The following is a 17,861-nucleotide window of genomic DNA, read 5'->3' on the forward strand; positions in this document are numbered from 1 at the left end:
TCCAGGTGCGGGCAGAAACGATCTGTCAGAACCGGTGCTTCATCGTGGACACTGGACAGTGGCTGGAAGGCCCTCGGGCCAGCCTCTATGATCGGCACACTTTCCTGCACGGACAGAGATCGAGTGCACTGCGGGAGCGAGCGGTGAGCGGAACGTCCGAAGGGCCGACGCCCGCGGCAGACCTCGACCGGTCCGCCGTCACAGAGAGTGACAACACTTGTCGGAAGTCGTACAACGCGACGACCGACCCGAAGACAGGCGAGACAACACAGACAACGCCGACAACGCAGACAACGCGGCGCTCACAGCCGACAGGTGAGACGCCGGATCCGAAGACGTACGAGCACGCCTTCACGGCCGCCGCGCTGCCCATGGCCGTCGTCGACCGCGAAGGCCTGGTCAGCACGGCCAACGCGGCGTTCGGCACCCTGATCGGCGCCGACCCGGCCGGCCTGACCGGGCGGATCGCCGCGGATCTGGTGGACCTGGCCTCCGACGCCCGTACCTGGCACGCCTACCGCGAGGTACTCCGCGGCCGGCAGGCCAAGTTGCGTTGCACCCGCCGGCTCAAGCACCCCGACGGGCATTCGCTGTGGGTCCAGGTCACCGTCTCCCCACTGGCGAAGGACGCCCCGGGCCTGCTGCTGTCGGTCTCCGACATCAGTGCGCGCCGCGAACTCCAGGCACGGCTGCGGCACTTGCAGATGCATGACCCGGTGACCCGGCTGCCCAACCGGACGTTGTTCTTCGAGCGCCTCTCGGCCGCGCTGGAGGCGGAGGCGTACGAGCAGGGCGGCACCGGCCGAATCGGCCTGTGCTACCTGGACCTTGACGGTTTCAAGGCGGTCAACGACACCCTCGGCCACCGGGTGGGCGACCGGCTGCTGGCCGCCGTCGCCGAACGGCTGACCCGGGTCGCCGACGAGGCCGGCTTCGCGCGGGCCGGGGCGCCGCTGGTGGCCCGGCTCGGCGGCGACGAGTTCGCCCTGCTGGTCGAGGACTCGACGGGCACGGAGCAGCTGGCCGATCTGGCCGAGTCGGCGCTGGCGGCTCTCCAGGCGCCGTTCGACCTGGCCGGCCAACGGCTCTCCCTGTCGGCCTCGATCGGGGTGGTGGAGCGCCATGCGGCGGGTACGACGGCCACCGGTCTGATGCAGGCCGCCGATACGACCCTCTACTGGGCGAAGGCCGACGGCAAGTCCCGCTGGACGCTCTTCGACCCGGAGCGCAACGCCCACCTGGTCACCCGCCAGGCGCTCTCCTCCACCCTCCGCCCGGCCATCGAGCGCGGCGAGTTCGTGCTCGAGTACCAGCCGCTGGTGGGCATGGAGGACGGACGGCTGAGCGGGGTCGAAGCCCTGGTCCGATGGAATCATCCGCAGTTCGGCACACTAGCGCCGAATCGGTTCATCGGATTGGCGGAGGAGGACGGCTCGATCGTCCCGCTCGGTCGCTGGGCCCTGACCACCGCCTGCCGGCAGGCCCGCCGGTGGCAGCTGGACCACCCCGGCGAGCCGCCGATCTTCGTGAGCGTGAACGTGGCCGTGCGCCAGGTCTGGGACTCCGACCTGGTCGCGGACGTGGCGGAGACCCTCGCCGACACCGGCCTCGCGCCGCATCTGCTCCAGCTGGAGCTGACCGAGTCGGCGGTGATGGGCTCGGCCGGCCGGCCGCTGCAGGCCCTTCAGGCCCTCAGCGACATGGGCGTCCGCATCGCCATCGACGACTTCGGCACCGGCTACTCCAACCTCGCCTACCTCAGCCGGCTCCCGGTCTCGGTCCTCAAGCTGGACGGTTCCTTCGTCCGGGGCTTCCAGTACGACGACCCGGGCGACCGTCCGAACCCGGCCGACGAGGTCGTCGTGGAGGCGATGATCCAGCTGGCCCACCGGCTCGGCCTCACCGTCACCGCCGAATGCGTCGAGACCTCGGCGCAGGCCTCCCGGCTGCGTCACATCGGCTGCGACACCGGCCAGGGGTGGCTGTACTCCCGGCCGGTGACGCCGGATCGCATCTCCGAGCTGCTGGACACCAGGACCTACGCGGACACCCCGGTCGGCAAACCGTAGGCGTCGGCGATCAGTTCGTAGGAGCGCAGGCGCAGCTCGCCGCGGTGGGCGTGCGTGGTGAGCATCAGCTCGTCGGCGCCGGTGCGCTTCTGGAGGTCGTCGAGACCGGCACGCACCTCGTCGGCGGTGCCGTGCACGATGTTGGCGGTCCAGGAGTGCACGAACTCCTCCTCCATCGGGGAGAACTCGTGCTTCTCGACGTCGTCCGGGTCTGGGAACAGGCCGGGCCGTCCGGTGCGCAGCCGCAGCATGTTCACCGCGCCGGCCCGCACCTGGCGCCGGGCCTCGCGCTCCTCGTCCACGGCGAGCGCGGAGACGCCGATGAGGGCGTAGGGCTCGTCGAGGACGGCGGACGGGCTGAAGGACTCGCGGTAGAGGTCCAGGGCCGGGATGGTGTTCTGCGCGGAGAAGTGGTGCGCGAAGGCGAACGGCAGCCCGAGCATGCCGGCCAGCCGGGCGCTGAAGCCGGAGGAGCCGAGCAGCCAGACGACCGGCCGGTGCGGGGACTGCACGCCGCCGGGGCTGGTGCTCTGGATGGGGCCGGGGATGGCGTGGATCCGGCGGTAGGGGTGGCCGTCCGGGAAGTCGTCGTCCAGGAACCGGGTGAGCTCGGCGAGCTGCTGGGGGAAGTCGTCGGCGCCCTCGTTGAGGGTCTGGGTGCGGCGGAGGGCGGCCGCGGTGGCCCCGTCCGTGCCCGGCGCCCGGCCGAGGCCCAGGTCGATCCGCCCCGGGGCCATGGCCTCCAGCGTGCCGAACTGCTCCGCGATGACGAGCGGCGCGTGGTTGGGCAGCATGACACCGCCCGAACCCAGTCGGATGCGCTTCGTGTGGGCGGCGAGGTGGGCGAGGATCACGGCGGGTGAGGAGGAGGCCACCCCGGGCATGGAGTGGTGCTCGGCGACCCAGTACCGCTGGAAACCGCGCGCCTCGGAGAGCCGCGCGAGCTCCACGCTGGTGCGCAGGGCGTCGGAGGCGGTACTGCCGGTGCCGACGGTCACCAGGTCCAGTACGGAGAGGGGGACGGGGGCGGTCCCGTGCGTGATGCCCCGGATCTCGTCTGCCGACACGGTGAGAGCCTCCTGTTTGCGGCCGTGAGCTGTACTGGAGGGCGATAACAGGAGGAGGGCTCCGGTTATTCCTGACACCGGCAGCAGGCTCTCGGCCTCCTCCTCGCCGACCGAGCCGACACCCCGGCCCCAGACGGCCCCTTCATACCGACCAGCCGGCACTCCGGCCCCTGGCCGCTCCTTCACACCGACCCAGCCGGCACTCCAGCCCCTGGCCGCTCCTTCACACCGACCCAGCCGGCACTCCGGCCCCCGGCCGCTCCTTCACACCGACCCAGCCGGCACTCCAGCCCCTGGCCGCTCCTTCACACCGACCGAGCCGGCACCCCCACCCCAAACGGCTCCCTCATACCGACCGAGTCGGGTGGTGGGTGGGCGGGGGGTTGGGGGTCCAGGGGGCGGAGCCCCCTGGTACGGGGGGTGTCAGGCCTGGACGATCGGTTGGCGGGTGAACAGGGTGCCCAGCGCCGGCTCGTTCACCCGGCGGTCGGCCAGCCGCAGGCCCTCCCACACGGTCACCTGGTTCGCCGTGAGCACCGGCTTGGACAGCGCCTTCTCCAGAAGTGGAAGATGCGCCACCGTGTGCAGTGCCGTGTCCGGAAGGAGCACCGCCTCGGCCTCCCCCGCGTCCGCGGTCCGCGGTCCGCGCCAGGGTGAGCACCTCCTCCTCCCCCCACGTCCCCACCTCCGCCGCCGTGATGATCCCCGACGGGCGGACGCCGATGACCTCCAGGCCCCCGGCCCGCAGGAAGTCCGCGAAGAGCTGCGCCACGTCGTCCGGGTAGGTCGCGCCGATCGCCACCCGCCGTACCCCGAGCTCCCGCGCCGCGTGCACGAACGCGAAGGACGTGGACGACGCCGGCAGCCCGGCCGCCTGGGCGAGGTCACGGATCTGTTGGTGGGCGCCCTGCCAGCCGTACACGAAGCTGCCGCTGGTGCACGCCCACACCACCGCGTCCGCGCCCGCGAGCCGCAGTTCGTCCACCCCGGCCGCCAGCCGCCGGGCCGATCCCATCTCCCGCAGCGCGTCCACCCGGTGCGCGTCCTCGCCGATGTCGGTGTGGACGACGTCCACCCGGATGTCGCTGCCGAGGAGCTGTTCGATGCGCGGGTAGTCGTCCTCCGCGGAGTGCCCCGGATAGAGGATTCCGAGCGCTGTCATGTCCACCCTTCCTGCTGTTCTTCCGGCAGTACGGGCCACTCCCGCGGCGCGGATCCGTCCGGATGACCGATCAGCGTCTGATAGGGCCCAACGGCTCGGGTACCCAGCTTGCGCAGCGCCGCCCACATCGTGACCTGGTTGGCCGACAGGACGGGGACACGCAGTTCGGCCTCCAGCTGGGGGATGACGTCGTAGGTGGGCAGGTTGGTGCAGGAGATGAACAGGGCGTCGGCGGTCCCGGGCCGTACCGCCTGCCGGGCCATGGCGACCACGTCCCGGTACGGCACCTGCCAGATGTGCCGGGTCAGCCCCACGAACGCGACTCCGGCGACCTGGACGCCCGCCTCCGCGACGTACTCCTCCAGGACCCGCGTCACCGAGACCGTGTACGGCGTGACCAGCGCGAGCCGCCGTACGCCCAGCTCGGTCAGCGCGTCGAGCAGCGCACCTGAGGTGGTGAGCGCGGGCACCGCGCCGGACCCGGTCATCGCCTCGCACATCGCGCGCTCCCCGGCGATGCCGCCGGCGAAGCTGCCGGAGGTGCAGGCGTAGGCGACCACCTCGGGCGCGATGTCGGTCAGCGCGCGCACCGCCTCGCCGAGTGTCTCGTGCTCGCTGACCAGCCGGGCCAGGTCGAGGCTGACCTCGACCGGCACGAACGGCGTCCTGGTCAGGTGCAGGGACACGTCGTCCGGCACCCAGCGCCACAGTTCGCGGTCCAGGGCGAAGTCGAAGGGCGCCACGACTCGGACACCGCGCTGGGGACGAGGTCCGCCCAGAAAGGAGACGTCCATGGGAAGTCACCGGCCTCACGCTGGAAGTCGAGGGGCAACGGTCGAGGGTCACGCCCGTGTTGACGAAGGCAGGTTCGGGTGCGAGCGTGGTCAATCCGCGCATCTCAGACGCTCGATCCGCGCATCTCAGACGCTCGATCCGCCCATGTCAGACGCTGCCGGACGCCGGGAGACCGCCCCGAATGACGCCGCCCGTCCCCACCCTGCTGGTCCTCGACGCCGACCCGCCCCCGCGGCTCGGCCGGCTCACCGGTCACGCCCGGATCGTGCACACGGACGCGGCGGGCCTGGCGGCCCGGCTGCCCACCGCCGATGCCCTCCTGGTCTGGGACTTCAGCTCGCACGCCGTCCGCGAGGCATGGCCGGGCACGGGACCGCGGCCGCGCTGGGTGCACACCGCGAGCGCGGGTGTCGACCATCTGATGTGCCCCGAACTGGCCGCATCCGACACGGTCGTCACCAACGCGCGCGGGGTCTTCGACCGGCCCATCGCCGAGTACGTGGCGGCGCTGGTCCTGGCGATCGCCAAGGACCTGCCGGGGACCCTCGGCCTCCAGCGGGAGCGGACCTGGCGGCATCGCGAGGCGCGCCGGGTCGGCGGCACGCGCGCGTGCGTGGTGGGCTCCGGCCCGATCGGCCGGGCCATCGTCCGCACCCTCAAGGCGCTCGACATCACCACCGCGCTGGTCGGCCGCGTCCCGCGCACCGGCATCCACGGCCCCGACGACCTCGACCGGCTGATGTCCCGCGCGGACTGGGTGATCGCGGCCGCGCCGCTGACCGAGCAGACGCGGGGCATGTTCGACGCGCACCGCTTCGGCGTGATGCAGCCGTCGGCCTGCTTCATCAACGTCGGCAGGGGCCAGCTGGTCGACGAGGACGCGCTCGTGCGGGCGCTGACCCGGCGCTGGATCGCCGCCGCGGCCCTGGACGTCTTCACCGCCGAGCCGTTGCCCGCCGACAGCCCGTTGTGGGACGTGCCGGGCCTCATCGTCTCGCCGCACATGAGCGGGGACACGATCGGCTGGCGGGACGAACTGAGCACGCAGTTCGTGGAGTTGTACGAGCGGTGGGCGGCGGGCAGATCTCTGCTGAACGTGGTCGACAAGAAGCGCGGTTACGTGCCCGGTCACTGACTCCCGGGAGGGTGCCCCTCATGCAGCTCGCCGAACTCACCGGCCTCACCGCCCGACAGCCGGCCGCGACCGTGCCGGTGGGCGTGGACGGGGACGGGCTGCCGGTGGGGTTGCAGCTCGTGGCCGCCCGCCACCGGGACGATCTGGTGCCGCGGGCGGCCCACGCGCTGTACGAGGCGGGGGCGGCTTCGGTACCGCCGGTCAGCGCCGTCGTGGTCTGACGGAGCGCGCGCCGGGGAGCGTCGGGCGCGTCAGCCGGTCACCTGGACCACCGCCGTCCGTCCCGCCCGGACCGTCGGGGTCGCGTACGTGTACGTCACGCCGTCGACCTTCTTGGTGCGGACCCGCTGGGGGACGCCGTCGACCTCGATCCTCTTGTGCACGCCGGGGAAGCGGGCCTCCCACCTGTAGGAGTCCTTGCGGGAGTTGTTCGTCAGCGTGGTCCGGGTCGTGCCGTCGTGCCGCACGGTGACGGTGCCCGTGCCGATGGGGACGTCCGCCGCCCGGAGCCACTTCATGCCGGAGGGCAGCCGCGACTGGGTGGTCACCTTGTGGTCCGGGGCGTCCGGTGTGATGCCCATCAGCCCCTGGATGGTCTGGCTGACCAGGGTGAACGACACCTCGGGGTAGTCGCCGTTGGGGCCCTGGCTGGAGTTGACGTGCTGGGTCTCCCGCTCGCCGTAGATCTTCCGCATCCACTGCCAGGCGGTGTCGTTGCGGTTGTTCTTGAAGAACATGTCGGGCAGGTAGGTCGTCGACTCGATGTTGGTCGACCCCTCCGGCCCCAGCTCCTGCTTCTCGATGTAGTCGAGGTAGGCGTCGTTGCGCGGGCCCGGGTCGATGATCTGCTTCATCGGCATGAAGACGCTGTTCTCCTTGCCCCAGCCGGTGACCGGGGTGCCGGACAGGGTGTAGGCGCGGACCATGTCGGCGCCGGTTCCGGTGCCGCTCCAGTCGTCGTTGAAGTACGTCTTCAGGTCGGCGGCACGCTTGTCGTAGGTCCTGGCCAGCGCGGCGTCGCCCTTGCCGCGGGCGAGGATCGCCATCGCCAGATACGCCTGGTACTCGGAGGCGATGCCGTCTCCGGCCTCGGCGAGGCCGTCGCCGTCCTGCTCGTTGTAGCTGGCGGCGCCGGCGAAGATGCCCTGGCCGGTGCCTTCGGCGACCTTGACCTTGCCGTTGTCCTTGGCGGAGTTGTGCAGGTCGATGAACTGCTCGGTGGCGTGCCGGTAGAAGTCCCACAGCACCGGGTCGTCGACGTATCCGCGGTCGCCGGTCCAGAGGTAGGCCTGGGCCGCCTTCTCGACGAGTTCGAAGGTGGCCGGCACCTCGCGCACGAAGTCGTCCGGGCTCTTGTAGTCGATGCTCAGGTAGGTCTTGGCGTCGAAGTTGAGGGACCACACCGGGAAGTACTTGTGCTCGGCGGTGGCCGACGCCGCGTAGGAGCGGAGCATGGTCTCGTTCTCGGCGTCGAGGCCGATGAGGTGGGCGCCGGCGAGCTGGTGGGTCATGTCGCGGGAGTAGTAGGCGCTGCGGTTGGCGTATCCGGCCCAGTAGGTGGGCTCGTACGACGCGGTGCCGGTGCCGCCGGTCTGGTTCTCGTCGACGTTGACCGGGCCTGTCGTGCCGGGGAGTTGGACCCAGCTGTTGGCCTTCTTCTGGGCCCAGGCGAACATCTCGGCGACCTCGGGGTCGGACGAGGTGACCTTGGGGTCGGCGGGTGCGGCGGGCGAGATCATCAGGTCGTCGGCGTTGACCCAGGCGGTGCCGGAGCCGAAGGCGATCCCCAGCCGGTCGCCGGTCCGCAACGTGACGTCGCCGATGGTGTACCGGGCGTAGCCCGGGTGCTGCGGCAGGGTGATCGTTTCGACGGTCTCGCCGTTGCGCCGGACCGTGTACGTGCCGCCGGTGCCGGCGCTGCCGATCCACGCGGAGAAGTCGTAACTGCCGTTGCGGGGCGCGACGATGGTGAGTTCCGCGCTCTTGCCCGCTCCGGCGTCGAGGTAGAGGAAGCGCTCGCCGCCGTGCCTGTTGCCGGTGCCGACGCCGGCGCCCGAGGTGAAGGTCCAGCCCGTGCCGCCGTTCTCGAAGCCGGGGTCGGGGATGGCGAGTTGGGGGCGGGATCCCGGTGCCGCGTCGGCCGACACAGCGGGGGCCATCGGTGCGAGCAGGGCAACGGCGGTGAGCAGCATGAGCCTTGAGGGCTTCATCGGGTCTCCGGTCTCGATCACTGCGGTCGGGCGGGTGGGGCGGCCGAGCGGTGGCCGCAAGCTAACAGGGCCCGGAGAGGCGCTTCAATGGTCATGCAGAAGAAACCTGCAAGACACGCAGACTCGCTGCACCTTTCCGTGGCATGATGCACTGAAAGTTTTCATCGTTATCGTGCAAGCGAGCCAGGACGGAAACCGTTATGAAGGTCGGCATCACCGAGGTCGCGGAGCGGGCGCAGGTGAGCGAGGCCACCGTCAGCCGGGTCATCAACCGGCGTCAGGGGGTGGCGCGCAAGACCCGCGAGGCGGTCGAGCAGGCGATGGCCGACCTCGGGTACGAGCGGCAGACCCGGGGGCAGCTCATCGCGGTCATCACCGAGTTCGTCTCCAACCCGTTCTTCGCCGACGTCTGCGAACGGATCGAGTCCACTCTCGCCCCGCACGGCCTGAAGACGGTCCTGTGCCCGTGCTTCCCCGGCGGGGTGCAGGAGCTGGACTTCGTGACCTCCCTCGCCGACCGGGGCGTCGCCGCCGTGGTCTTCCTGTCGGCCAGCAACACGATCGAGGGCGCGGACCCGGCGGCGTACGAACTGCTGCGCTCCCGCAGGATCCCGTTCGTCGGGGTCAACGGCGAGTTCGAGGGCGTGGGCGATGTGCCGGTCTTCTCCACCGACGACCTGCTGGCCGCCGAACTCGCCGTCGACCACCTGTACCGCCTCGGCCACCGCCGGATCGGGATGGCGTCGGGCCCGGTCGGCAACCGCCCGGCGGACCGCCGGGTCAGCGGCTTCGTCTCCTCGCTCTCCCGGCGCGGGGTCGAGGATCCGGAGCAGTGGGTGGTCCGGCAGTCCTACACCGTCGAGGGCGGCCAGTCCGCCGCGATCTCGCTGCTCGGCCGGGGCGCCACGGCCATCGTCGCCGCCAGCGACTACATGGCCCTGGGCGCGATCCGCGGCGCGCGCCGCCAGGGGTACGACGTCCCGGGCGACGTGTCGGTCGTCGGCTACGACGGCGCCATGATCATGGACTTCGTCGACCCCCCGCTCACCACGGTCCGCCAGCCGGCCGACCGCCTGGCCGGGGAGGTGGCCCGCTGCGTCCTCGCCCTGGTGGGCAACCGTGAGGTCCCCGTCGGCGAACTCCTCTTCGACCCCGAGCTGGTGATCCGCGCCAGCACGGCGGCGGTGGCACCTGTTCGTCCGGACCATTGACCTAGACATCGGATCTATGCAGACTCTGCACGGAGACCCGACCGGAGCAACGGCGGCAACTCCCGCTATTCATCGGGTATTTCATCGCTCACGCATGCTCCGGAGGGACTATGCCCATGTCTCGGTTCGCGTTTCTCGGGGTGGCGCTCGCGTTGCTCGGCGGCGGGGCGGCCGCTCCTGTCGCCGCGGTGCCGAAGGCGGCGCCGGTGGTGGTCGACGTGGACGACTACGGCGCCGATCCCACCGGCCGGACGGACTCGGCGCCCGCCGTCGCCGCGGCGCTGCGGCACGCCAGGAGCCTCGACCGGCCGGTCAGGATCGTCTTCTCGAAGGGGACCTACCAGCTCTATCCCGAGCGGGCCGAGACCCGTGAGCTGTATGTGTCCAACACCGTCGGCGCGGACCAGCGTTACCGGGACAAGAAGATCGGGCTGCTCGTCGAGGACATGCACGACGTCACCGTCGACGGCGGCGGGGCCAAGCTCGAATACCACGGCCTCCAGACGGCGTTCGCGTCGATCCGCTCGACGAACGTGACCTTCACGAACTTCTCCTTCGACTACGCGGCCCCCGAGGTCATCGACGCGACCGTCGCCGCCACCGGTGTCACCGACGGGCACGCCTACCGCGTCCTGAAGATCCCGGCCGGCAGCCCGTACGAGGTGAACGGCACGCACATCACCTGGCTCGGCGAGCAGAGCCCGGCCACCGGGCAGCCGTACTGGTCGGGGGTCGACGGACTCCAGTACACCCAGATCCACGACCCCGAGGCGCAGAAGACCTGGCGCGCGGACAACCCGCTGTTCAACGACGTCGCCTCGGTCACCGACCTCGGCGGTCGCCGGATCCGGATCGACTACAACGGCTCGTCACAGCCGGCGGACGCCGGACTCGTCTACCAGATGCGCCTCATCGAGCGGACGGAACCGGGCGCCTTCATCTGGGAGTCGAAGAACGTCACGATGCGCTCGATGAACGCCTACTACCTGCAGTCCTTCGGTGTGGTGGGGCAGTTCAGCGAGAACATCTCCATCGACAAGGTGAACTTCGCCCCCGATCCGAAGTCCGGCCGCTCCACGGCCTCGTTCGCCGACTTCGTGCAGATGTCCGGCGTCAAGGGCAGGGTCTCGATCACCCGGAGCGTCTTCGACGGACCGCACGACGACCCGATCAACATCCACGGCACCTACCTGGAAGTCGTGGGGAAACCCGGGCCGAACACCCTCACCCTCGCCTACGAGCACCCGCAGACCGCCGGGTTCCCGCAGTTCGCCCCGGGTGACGAGGTCGAGTTCACCACCAAGCGGACGATGACCCGGCTCTCCCCGGCGCACGCGAAGGTCACCGCGGTCGACGGGCCGAGCGGGATGGACCACGACAAGCCGCTGACCACGATGACCGTCAGCTTCGACCGGCCGGTCCCCGCCGGGACCGAGATCGGGGGCACGGTCGTGGAGAACATCACGGCCACCCCGTCGGTCGTCGTCTCCGGCAACGTGTTCCGCAACGTGCCGACCCGCGGCATCCTGGTCACCACGCGCAAGCCCGTCCTGATCGCCGGCAACCGGTTCGACGCGATGTCCATGGCCAGCATCTACGTCTCCGCGGACGCCTACCAGTGGTACGAGTCCGGGCCGGTCTCCCACCTCACGATCCGCGACAACTCGTTCACGCGGCCCAGTGGCCCGGTCATCTTCGTGGAGCCGACCAACCAGGTCGTCGACCCGGCGAACCCGGTGCATCACGACATCTCGGTCGAGCACAACGCGTTCGACATCGGTGACGTGACCGTGGTCAACGCCAAGAGCGTCGGCGGGTTCACCTTCACCGGCAACACGGTCCGGCGGCTGGACGGCGCGGACCAGCCGCCGTACACCTCACCGCTGTTCGTCTTCCACGGCAGCTCGGACATCCGGATCGCACACAACCACTACGCGAAGGGCCTCGACACGTCCGTGGTCGCGGACTGAAGCACGGCAGTCGGGCGGGAGCGGCGGCTAGACCCAGCGGAAAGCCAGGGTCTCCCCCGCCGCCCCCGTCCGCCACAGGTCGTTGCAGGCCTCGGCCAGCTCCGGCAGGCCCCGCACCACCTCACCCCACACGATCCCCGGCACCCAGCCCACATCGCCGTTGAGCAGCAGGTTGTTGCGTTCGTAGAAGAGGGCCAGGTCGACGACCGTGGTGCCGGGGCGTACCTCGCGGTCGTAGCCGTAGGCCTTCGTACCCAACTCGGCGCCGGCGAAGGAGAAGTAGCAGAGGTCGCCGGGGATGGGCGTGACGGTCGGGTTCTCCACGGGCGGTTCCGTCGCCGCGAATGGCGGAAAAAGAGCGTAGATCTCGTTGCGGGCGTACTTCGCGTGGTAGACGTCGCCGGCGAGCGGCAGGGCGTCCCAGACGGCGGCACAGGTCACCGGGGCCCGGTCGTCCGGCAGCCGGGCCGCGGCAGTAACCCCGCGGGTGACCAGCGAGACTTCGATGAATCGATCGGCCATGCCTTCCATGATGCATATGTCGATTGGGCCCGGGTAGCCGCGCCGCCATGGCTCCACCACTTGGGAACGAGACAGCCACATCTGGGTATGAATTCAGACAAACTCGCCGCGCGGTGCTCGCGGGTGCCGCCGCCATCGGCGCACTCGCCGCCGCCGGCTGCACCCGCGTGGCCACCGCGGCCGGCACCGACGGCGGTGACCTGCTGCAACGGCTGCGCGCCCAGGGTGTCGTACGGCTCGGGATCGCCGGTGAGATCCCCTTCGGGTACATCGACAAGGACGGGCATCTCACCGGTGAGGCACCGGAGCTGGCGAAGGCGATCTTCAAGCGGCTCGGGGTCGGCAAGGTGCAGCCGGTGCCGACCGAGTTCGGTTCGCTGATCCCGGGGCTGAACTCGCAGCAGTTCGACGTCGTGGCCGCCGGGATGTACGTCAATCCCGAGCGCTGCCAGCAGGTGATCTTCGCCGATCCCGACTACCAGATGCTCGACTCGTTCGTCGTGCGCAAGGGGAACCCCAAGGGGCTGCACGACTACAAGGACGTCGTCGCCAAGAAGGCCAAGTTCGCCACCGGGACCGGGTACGCGGAGATCCAGTACGCGGTCGAGGCGGGGTACAAGGAGAGCGACATCCTGATCGTGCCGGACCAGGTCGCCGGGCTGAACGCCGTGGAGGCCGGGCGCGTCGACGTCTTCGCCGGGACCGCGGTCACCGTCCGCGAGGTGGTCAAGAAGTCCGCCAAGGCCGAGGCGACCAAGCCGTTCGCGCCGCTCGTCGACGGCAAACCGCACGTGGACGGGGGCGCGTTCGCCTTCCGGTCGGCCGAGACGAAGCTGCGGGACGCCTTCAACGTGGAGCTGCGCAAGCTCAAGAAGAGCGGCGAACTGCTCAGGATCCTGCGGCCGTTCGGCTTCACCCAGGCCGAGATGACCGACCTGACGGCCAAGGAGCTGTGCGGGGGAGGCAAGAGCGGATGACCTCGGGACTGTGGGACCTCGTACTCAAGGGCGTCTGGACCACCGTCCAACTGCTCGTTCTCAGCGGGTTGTTGATGACGACGGTGGCCTTCGTGGTGGGCGTGGCGCGGACCAGCAGGCTCTGGTTCGTCCGGTTCCTCGCCGGTTTCTACACCGAGGTGTTCCGTGGCACCTCCGCACTGGTGATGATCTTCTGGGTGTTCTTCGTGCTGCCGGTCGCCTTCGGCTGGCAGCTGGTGCCGCTGTGGGCGGGCACCCTCGCACTCGGGCTGACCTACGGCGCGTACGGCACGGAGATCGTGCGCGGGGCACTGAACGCGGTCGACCCGGCGCAGAAGGAGGGCGGGATCGCGCTCAGCTTCACGCCCTGGCAGCGGCTGCGGCTGATTCTGCTGCCGCAGGCGGTGCCGGAGATGATCCCCTCCTTCTGCAACCTGCTGGTCGAGCTGCTCAAGGGCACCGCGCTGGTGTCGATCACCGGCATGGGGGACCTGGCGTTCAGCGGGAACCTGGTGCGCCTGGCGTTGCAGGAGAGCGCGCACATCTACACGTACCTGCTGCTGATCTACTTCGCGATCGCGTTCGTGATCACCCGGCTGATGCGCGGTCTGGAGAAGCGGCTGAAGGCCGGGATCGGCAAGGACCCGGGCAGCGAACAGACGGCACGTGAGGCGAAGCGTGCGCAGACGACCGGGGTCGGTGGTGTCGCGTGAAGTGGGACTGGAGTGCCGTCGGCGAGTTCATGCCGCACTTCTGGGACGGCCTGCTGGTCACCCTGGAGGCGCTGGTCCTCGGCTCGCTGATCTCGTTCTCGCTGGGGCTGCTGTGGACGCTGCTGATGCGGACGCAGACCAGGTGGGTGCGCTGGCCGGTGGGCGTGGTGACCGAGTTCGTCCGGAACACCCCGCTGCTGGTGCAGCTGTTCTTCCTGTTCTACGTGCTGCCCGAGTGGGGGCTGACGTTCTCCGCCCTGACCACCGGTGTCCTCGCGATCGGCCTGCACTACTCGACGTACACCATGCAGGTCTACCGGGCCGGCATCGAGGCCGTGCCGGTCGGCCAGTGGGAGGCGGCGACGGCGCTGAACCTGCCGGCGCGGCGGACCTGGACGGTGGTGATCCTGCCGCAGGCGCTGCGCCGGGTCGTGCCGCCGCTCGGCAACTACGTGATCTCGATGCTCAAGGACACGCCGATCCTGATGTCGATCACGGTGCTGGAGATGCTCGGCCAGGCCCGGCTCTTCTCCCAGCAGCACTTCCAGTTCACCGAGCCGGTGACGGTGATCGGGGTCGCCTTCATCGTCATCTCCTACCTCGCCTCCCTTCTTCTGCGCACCCTGGAGCGTCGCCTTGTCCGTTGAGACCAGCAAGCAGCCGAGTACCGCCGATACGACGTCCACCGAGCTGATCCGCATCGAGGGGGTGACCAAGCGGTTCGGGGAGAACACCGTCCTCGACGGCCTCGACCTCACCGTGCAGGCGGGCCGGCACGTCACCCTGATCGGTCCCTCCGGCTCCGGCAAGACCACGATCCTGCGGCTGCTGATGACCCTGACGAAGCCGGACTCGGGCACCATCACCGTCGACGGGCAGCGGCTCTTCCCGGCGTCGGAGAAGGAGCTGCGGGAGGTCCGCAAGCAGATCGGGATGGTGTTCCAGCAGTTCAACCTGTTCCCGAACATGACCGTGCTGCGCAACCTGACCGAGGCCCCGGTGACCGTGCTCGGCCTGCCGAAGGACGAGGCGGAGGCGCGGGCCCGGGAGCTGCTCGACCTGGTGGGCCTCGCCGACAAGGCCGACGCCCGGCCGACCCAGCTCTCCGGCGGCCAGCAGCAGCGGGTGGCGATCGCCCGGGCCCTGGCCATGCAGCCGAAGGTGCTGCTCCTCGACGAGGTGACCTCGGCGCTCGACCCCGAGCTGGTCGCGGGCGCCCTCGACCTGCTCAGGGACATCGCCCGCACCACCGACATCACGATGCTCTGTGTGACCCACGAGATGAACTTCGCCCGGGACATCTCCGACCAGGTCCTGATGTTCGACTCGGGCCGGATCATCGAGGCGGGCCCGCCGGAGCGGATCTTCAGCGAGCCCGAGCACGAGCGGACCCGGGAGTTCCTCAGCGCGGTGCTGTAAGCGTCTCCGAGCAAACCGTCGTAAAAGATTCCCCGCGCGATGTCATGATTACATGAAGTGAACGCTCGATCACCCGAGGTCCGGCGGTCAGCTCATTCCGCTGACATATGCCAAAGGGTCTTCGTCGCAGCTGGGAGGGCCGGAATCTCGCCAACACCCCCTCCGTTTCCGGCTTCTGCCCGTTATCGTGGAGAGGATCCGTTGCCCGGATCACGGCCCAAGCAGTGCTGTCCAAGCAGCATCGCCAAGCGAGCGCAGGGGGATTCACCGTGGCGCTGAAGCACGAGCCGACCGTCCCGTACCACTCCGCCCAGGACGCGCTGCGCGTCCTGGAGACGGTGGCGGGGCACGCCGACGGCGTCACCGACACCGAACTGGCCCGCCTGACCGGCCTCGACCCCGAGCGGCTGACCGCACTGCTGCGCATGCTGCGCCGCGAGGGCTACGTCGAGCAGGTCACCGACGGCGCCTACGTCACCGGCGAGACCCTGCGCCGCCTCGGCTCCACGCACGACCGGGAGCGCGCCCTCGGGGAGCAGCTCCAGCTGACCCTCGACCGGCTGCGCGACTCGGTCGGCGCGGCGGTCTACCTCAGCCGGTACGTTGACGGCGAGGTGCGGATCGGCCACTGCGCAGCCGGCCCGGGCACCCCCGCGGTCAACGAGTGGGTGGACTTCCGGTCCTCCGCGCACGCCACCGCGATCGGCAAGAGCCTGCTCACCCAGCTCGACCACAACGGCCGCCGCGACCATCTCTCCCGGCACAAGATGGCCCGCCTCACCTCGCGCACCATCACCAGCGACAAGCTGCTGCTCTCCCGGCTGGCGGCACAGCCGCCGACGGTGCCGGTCCTGGACCTCCAGGAGTACGCGATCGGCACGGTGTGCGCGGCGGTGCCGATCACCGCCGGCTCGTCGGTGGGCTGCCTGGCCCTGTCCCTGCCGGTCGAGCACGCGCACCGGCTCCGGCAGGCCGCCGACGCGCTGAACCGCAGCGCGGCCCCGGTGCTGCTGTCCCTCGCCATCTGAGCCGGCGGCCTCCCTCCGGGGCTGGTCGGAAGCACCCCCACGGACCAGGTAGTATTTTCTTCGTCGCCAGCCGCGAGACACAAATCGGACGGTTCGGCGAGAGTCATGCGCCGCTAGCTCAGTTGGTTAGAGCAGCTGACTCTTAATCAGCGGGTCCGGGGTTCGAGTCCCTGGCGGCGCACCATGACGAGGGCGAGCCTTGTCCGCGAAACCGCGGGCGTTGCTCGCCCTCTCTGTTATTGCGCGGCTGCGCCGCGCCCGGTGGGGGCTCCGCCACCCGCACCCTCCGTCGCAGAACCCCTCGTGGAGACCAGGGGCCCTTCGGCGTCCTCGGCGGTCAGTCTGCGGTACGTCTGCTCGCCCGGCGGCCGCCACCACACCGGGTCGGCGCATCGCACCCCTTCCCTGCGCAGCGCGGCCCGCTGGATCTTGTTGGTCGCCGTCACCGGCATCCGCTCCACGACCCGCACGAACCGGGGCGCCATCTTCGTCCCCAGGTCGGGCTGGGCCAGCAGGAACTCGGCGAAGTCCAACGGCTCGAACCGCCCGGCGACGGTCGCCATCACCTGGTCCCCGGTCACCGGGTCCGGCACCCCGTACACGGCGACGGCGTCCGCGCCCTCGTACCGCGCCACGATGTTCTCGATCATCGCGGCGGCCAGATTCTCCCCGTCCACCCGGATCCGGTCGTCGGTACGCCCCGCGAAGTACAGATAGCCGTCACCGTCCCGGTAGAAGAGGTCCCCGGTCCAGTACCAGCCTCCCCGGCGCCGCTCGGCCTCCGCCTCCGGGTTGCGCCAGTACCCCTCGAAGGGGTTCGGCGCGCGGTTCACCAGCTCCCCTATCGCCTGCTCCCCGTTGAGCAGCCGGCCCCCCGAGTCGAAGACCGCGGCCGGGCACTCCGCCCCCGTCTCCTGGTCGAGTACGACGAGACCGGGCGCCGCCCGCCCCACCGCCCCGTCGGGCGTCCCCGGCGACCACTGGATCGCGGCCCCGCCCTCCGACGACCCGTACCCCTCGACCAGCCGCACCCCGAACCGCTCCTCGAAGGCGGCCGCGTCCACCGCGCCGGCCTCCGTGCCGAAGCCGAGCCGCAGCGGGTTGTCCCGGTCGTCGGGGCACGGCTCGGTGGCGAGGATGTACTGCACCGCGCGGCCGACATAGGTGAAGTAGGTCGCCCGGTACCGCCGGACGTCCGGAAGGAATCCCGACGCCGAGAACCGGCGTCGTAACGCCACCCCGGCGCCCGCCGTCAGCGCGGGTGCCCAGTCGGCGATCACCGCGTTGCCGTGGAACATCGGCATGCAGATGTAGTGCACGTCGTCGGGCCCGACCCCGAACTGCCCGGCGAGCGAGCGGCCGGCCGCCGCGAGCCTGCCCTGGGAGCAGAGGGCGGCCTTGGGGGCGCCGGTGGAACCGGAGGTGAAGTAGAGCAGGATCCGGTCGCCGGGGGCGGCCCGCGAGGCGTCCGGGAAGGCGCCGAGGTAGGGCACGAGCAGCGCGCGGTACGCCGGATCATCGGTGACGAGCAACCGTACGCCGGGCAGTTCGAGGCCGGCGAGGAGAGGCAGATGAGCCCGCTC

At 70.4% G+C, this 17,861-nt stretch carries 14 protein-coding genes, 1 tRNA gene and 2 pseudogenes; 11 read left to right on the forward strand and 6 right to left on the reverse strand.

Annotation, left to right across the window (positions count from 1 at the left end):
• Nucleotides 1-143: 143 nt before the first annotated feature.
• Nucleotides 144-2,069, forward strand: a complete 1,926-nt coding sequence (locus AB0N16_RS27565; protein ID WP_365801146.1) for an EAL domain-containing protein — start codon at nucleotides 144-146, stop codon at nucleotides 2,067-2,069.
• Here the strand turns inward: AB0N16_RS27565 and AB0N16_RS27570 are convergent.
• From AB0N16_RS27570 to AB0N16_RS27580, 3 genes and pseudogenes are all read right to left on the reverse strand, one after another.
• Nucleotides 2,039-3,136: an LLM class flavin-dependent oxidoreductase gene (locus AB0N16_RS27570; protein WP_365801148.1), complete on the reverse strand. Its 1,098-nt coding sequence runs from the start codon at nucleotides 3,134-3,136 to the stop codon at nucleotides 2,039-2,041. The genes AB0N16_RS27565 and AB0N16_RS27570 overlap by 31 nt on opposite strands.
• Nucleotides 3,137-3,559: 423 nt before the next feature.
• A pseudogene (locus AB0N16_RS27575) lies at nucleotides 3,560-4,298 on the reverse strand (aspartate/glutamate racemase family protein).
• Nucleotides 4,295-5,092, reverse strand: coding sequence for an aspartate/glutamate racemase family protein (locus AB0N16_RS27580; protein WP_365801150.1), 798 nt, complete (start codon nucleotides 5,090-5,092; stop codon nucleotides 4,295-4,297). Before AB0N16_RS27580 ends, AB0N16_RS27575 begins: the two are co-directional and overlap by 4 nt.
• 182 nt (nucleotides 5,093-5,274) lie before the next feature.
• Between AB0N16_RS27580 and AB0N16_RS27585 the strand changes: the two genes are divergently transcribed.
• Both AB0N16_RS27585 and AB0N16_RS27590 read left to right on the forward strand, forming a co-directional pair.
• A complete protein-coding gene (locus tag AB0N16_RS27585; RefSeq protein ID WP_365801152.1) occupies nucleotides 5,275-6,228 on the forward strand; it encodes a D-2-hydroxyacid dehydrogenase in 954 nt (317 codons plus the stop codon).
• A gap of 53 nt (nucleotides 6,229-6,281) precedes the next feature.
• Nucleotides 6,282-6,449, forward strand: a pseudogene (locus tag AB0N16_RS27590) (amidase); the annotation flags it as partial.
• A 30-nt stretch (nucleotides 6,450-6,479) separates the two neighbouring features.
• Here the strand turns inward: AB0N16_RS27590 and AB0N16_RS27595 are convergent.
• Nucleotides 6,480-8,438, reverse strand: a complete 1,959-nt coding sequence (locus AB0N16_RS27595) for a hypothetical protein (protein WP_365801154.1) — start codon at nucleotides 8,436-8,438, stop codon at nucleotides 6,480-6,482.
• Between the two features lie 200 nt (nucleotides 8,439-8,638).
• Here AB0N16_RS27595 and AB0N16_RS27600 point away from each other — a divergent pair, with 200 nt between their 5' ends.
• Both AB0N16_RS27600 and AB0N16_RS27605 read left to right on the forward strand, forming a co-directional pair.
• Nucleotides 8,639-9,649, forward strand: a complete 1,011-nt coding sequence (locus AB0N16_RS27600) for a LacI family DNA-binding transcriptional regulator (RefSeq protein ID WP_365801157.1) — start codon at nucleotides 8,639-8,641, stop codon at nucleotides 9,647-9,649.
• Nucleotides 9,650-9,765: 116 nt separating this feature from the next.
• Nucleotides 9,766-11,619 carry a glycosyl hydrolase family 28-related protein gene (locus tag AB0N16_RS27605; protein WP_365801159.1) on the forward strand — a complete coding sequence of 618 codons (1,854 nt, stop codon included), beginning with the start codon at nucleotides 9,766-9,768 and terminating at the stop codon, nucleotides 11,617-11,619.
• Between the two features lie 27 nt (nucleotides 11,620-11,646).
• Here AB0N16_RS27605 and AB0N16_RS27610 read toward each other — a convergent pair whose 3' ends face one another.
• Nucleotides 11,647-12,141 carry a DUF3830 family protein gene (locus tag AB0N16_RS27610; protein WP_365801161.1) on the reverse strand — a complete coding sequence of 165 codons (495 nt, stop codon included), beginning with the start codon at nucleotides 12,139-12,141 and terminating at the stop codon, nucleotides 11,647-11,649.
• A gap of 47 nt (nucleotides 12,142-12,188) precedes the next feature.
• On the opposite strand from AB0N16_RS27610, the gene ehuB reads away from it, so the two are divergent.
• From ehuB to AB0N16_RS27640, 6 genes are all read left to right on the forward strand, one after another.
• Entirely contained in the window at nucleotides 12,189-13,118 is a 930-nt protein-coding gene (ehuB, locus tag AB0N16_RS27615; protein ID WP_365801163.1) for an ectoine/hydroxyectoine ABC transporter substrate-binding protein EhuB, read from the forward strand.
• Entirely contained in the window at nucleotides 13,115-13,831 is a 717-nt protein-coding gene (ehuC, locus tag AB0N16_RS27620; RefSeq protein WP_365801165.1) for an ectoine/hydroxyectoine ABC transporter permease subunit EhuC, read from the forward strand. Before ehuB ends, ehuC begins: the two co-directional genes overlap by 4 nt.
• Complete coding sequence (ehuD, locus tag AB0N16_RS27625) at nucleotides 13,828-14,478, forward strand: ectoine/hydroxyectoine ABC transporter permease subunit EhuD (RefSeq protein ID WP_365801167.1); 651 nt, start codon at nucleotides 13,828-13,830, stop codon at nucleotides 14,476-14,478. Before ehuC ends, ehuD begins: the two co-directional genes overlap by 4 nt.
• Nucleotides 14,468-15,250, forward strand: a complete 783-nt coding sequence (gene ehuA, locus AB0N16_RS27630; protein WP_365801169.1) for an ectoine/hydroxyectoine ABC transporter ATP-binding protein EhuA — start codon at nucleotides 14,468-14,470, stop codon at nucleotides 15,248-15,250. The genes ehuD and ehuA overlap by 11 nt, the downstream gene beginning before the upstream one ends.
• 269 nt (nucleotides 15,251-15,519) lie before the next feature.
• The gene (locus AB0N16_RS27635; RefSeq protein ID WP_365801171.1) at nucleotides 15,520-16,278 is read left to right on the forward strand and encodes an IclR family transcriptional regulator C-terminal domain-containing protein; all 759 of its coding nucleotides are present in this window, start codon (nucleotides 15,520-15,522) and stop codon (nucleotides 16,276-16,278) included.
• 107 nt (nucleotides 16,279-16,385) lie between these two features.
• Nucleotides 16,386-16,462: transfer RNA gene (locus AB0N16_RS27640), tRNA-Lys, on the forward strand.
• A 52-nt stretch (nucleotides 16,463-16,514) separates the two neighbouring features.
• On the opposite strand, the gene AB0N16_RS27645 is transcribed toward AB0N16_RS27640, so the two are convergent.
• A partial coding sequence (locus AB0N16_RS27645; RefSeq protein ID WP_365801173.1) for an AMP-binding protein occupies nucleotides 16,515-17,861 on the reverse strand: 1,347 nt, incomplete at its 5' end.

This window comes from Streptomyces sp. NPDC051105, from assembly GCF_040682795.1.
GTDB lineage: Bacteria > Actinomycetota > Actinomycetes > Streptomycetales > Streptomycetaceae > Streptomyces.